General features: G+C 53.0%; 4 protein-coding genes. All 4 read left to right on the top strand.

Going from position 1 to position 2,366, the window contains the following annotated elements:
- Positions 1-65: 65 nt before the first annotated feature.
- Complete coding sequence (locus CWS43_RS27665) at positions 66-533, top strand: hypothetical protein (protein WP_232777255.1); 468 nt, start codon at positions 66-68, stop codon at positions 531-533.
- Between the two features lie 67 nt (positions 534-600).
- The gene (locus tag CWS43_RS27070; protein WP_101080205.1) at positions 601-960 is read left to right on the top strand and encodes a hypothetical protein; all 360 of its coding nucleotides are present in this window, start codon (positions 601-603) and stop codon (positions 958-960) included.
- An 87-nt stretch (positions 961-1,047) separates the two neighbouring features.
- A complete protein-coding gene (locus tag CWS43_RS27065) occupies positions 1,048-1,293 on the top strand; it encodes a hypothetical protein (protein WP_101080204.1) in 246 nt (81 codons plus the stop codon).
- 45 nt (positions 1,294-1,338) lie between these two features.
- Positions 1,339-2,160 carry an N-6 DNA methylase gene (locus CWS43_RS27060; protein WP_101080203.1) on the top strand — a complete coding sequence of 274 codons (822 nt, stop codon included), beginning with the start codon at positions 1,339-1,341 and terminating at the stop codon, positions 2,158-2,160.
- The last annotated feature ends 206 nt before the right edge of the window (positions 2,161-2,366 follow it).

The following is a 2,366-nucleotide window of genomic DNA, read 5'->3' as shown; positions in this document are numbered from 1 at the left end:
TTGCCCTTTGCCGCGCACTAGACCCATACCGTTAGATGAATTTTCACCCTGGAGAGGATTGCAGCATGCACACACATAACGTCAACAGAAAAACCGCCACGACTACCCCACCCGAAAGATGGGGGGCAAAAGAACAACACGTCGTGGTATCTGTCGGGGGATCACGCCATCTGCCAGCATGGAACCAGCGGATTATTGAAAGTGCAACCGTAGCTTGGTGGGAAAATACCCTGCGCAATGACGGGTTTGTAAAAAATATCAACTCCGCCAACGAATACGATGTGATATCCGCGAAAGTGGTTATAGACAGGCTGTCGCAGAGGGCTAACAGGGGATGTAGCCTGTATTTCGAAATTTTTGAACGCAACTTTCTCAGTATGGCACTGAGTTATGTGGATCAGCTGCCGCTGTCCCATCGCCCGGCTTTTTTTGATGCCGCATCTGAAGCGGGTTTCGTTCTGTCACTGGATGAGTACCGGAACAGTTTGCGCGCATATTACGAGCTGATGGATGAACTGCGTGATGATTATTGATTGACGCCGAGCGCGAATAACAGCCAACGGCGGGATTGTCCCGCCGTCAATACCGAGGAGAAACACCATGTACACAACCGAAATCAGCCACACCGACAACCAGAATCCCGGTCGTTTTCAGTGGGACGCGAGCGCGGAGGCCGCTTACTGGGAAGCGCGCGCAGAATCATACGTGACCGCGCCGGTTGAAATCGATCTGCACAAATATATGGACGTGCTGGGGACGTTACCGCCGCTGGACTGGCAGGGCGACAGGGACAGCGAATCATTCAAGTTTGCCGAAATGATGTGCGGCAGCGTGACGGAAATTTACGCGAAAGTGGAAGGCCGGTATTTCCAGTTATGCGATGAATGCACCCTGAGCCATGCCGAAATTGTGGAACGTATTAAGGAGGTGTTAGGCAAAGAAACCGTACCGCAGAAATGAAAAAAGCAGACTTTCGTCTGCCTCGTCATGCCGGTTTGCCCCTTCGAAAGTCAGACCGGCTATCAATACTCGATTGGAGTTCATGCCATGAATACTGAAGCGCAAATAATTGCATCACCCGTGCCGTTTGTAAAGTCTGAGACGGCAAAAAAACACCCGCGCACGGTGCGCGAACCGCTGAAAATTGAGGACATCACCATACCGTTTAAAGCGCTGGGGCGTCATATCGCTAAATGCCAGCGTAAACGCCAGTCCGTGAGGGTGCCCGCCATGCGGGGCAGTGATCTGGGACAGGTGCTGCGCACCTTAGAGCTGAAACGGGCTTTAGCCTGATATTAACCGTCGCCCCTGACGGGGCGACTTCTACGGAGTCGTTTAATGTCACAGCTAAATTTTGATGACCTTTTCAGCGTTTTTCAGGGGGAGCAGTCAACGGTTGGGGCTGTCGTCGCCAGTGAACCGGCGAAGATGTCTGCGCCAAAGAAAATGATTACCTCTGATAATGCCCGCCGTGAGTTTATCCGCGTGTTCGGGCTGACTGCGCGATACCTGCGCCGCTGGGACGTGTTCTGCGATTTTATCACCCTCGTCGCCAGCGAGCTGGATATCGCGACGGTTCGCACCGCCGATAATATCGAGCGTAGCCGGAAAATCTGCGCCCGCTATGAAGCTGCCGATCTGGAGAACCTGCACACGTTGTTCGGCATGCTCGTTTGCGCACTGCAAGGTAAATATCAGGACTTCCTCGGATCCGTTTTTATGGAGCTTGATTTAGGCTCTGATGATATGGGGCAGTTCTTTACCCCGTATTCCGTTCAATCCCTGATGGCTCAAATGTTGATTCCAGGAACCGCTGAGACCGTCAGCAAAGAAGGCTGGGTGTCATTCAGTGAACCCTGTTGCGGGGCTGCGGGCATGGTTGTTGCTTACGCTGAGTGCATGCTCAAAGCTGGGTTTAATCCCTCAGAGCAGATGTTCGCATACTGTATCGATATTGATCCGGTAGCGGCTGATATGGCGTTTATCCAGCTAAGTTTACTGGGGATCCCTGCGGAAGTCGTCACGGGTAATACTCTCACCATGAAGTTTAGTCGTGTGCGATATACGCCGGTTTACTATATCGGCAACTGGGAAGCCCGTTTTGCGCTGCGTGACAAATACAAAGCGATGAAACAGGTTCTGGCATTGCTCGGAGCCTAATAAGGAGGGCAGGGGAAATCCTGCCATTTTCGCGCGAAAACTCCCAGCGGGCTGCGCCCGCCAGTTCCTGAGACAGGTAGCGGCTGCGCCGCCACTCTTCTCCGGCATGTTACGGGGGCTTGTCTCTCTCTTTCCTTACCTTCTCTTCCTCTCCGGGCTTTATCTCTTCTTCCTGGTCATCGACGGCCGGCGATGCCTCATCCCTA

The organism is Rahnella sp. AA, assembly GCF_002834385.1.
Taxonomy (GTDB): domain Bacteria; phylum Pseudomonadota; class Gammaproteobacteria; order Enterobacterales; family Enterobacteriaceae; genus Rahnella.
The sequence above is the reverse complement of the archived record's forward strand: the minus strand, read 5'-3'. Positions and strand labels throughout refer to the sequence as shown.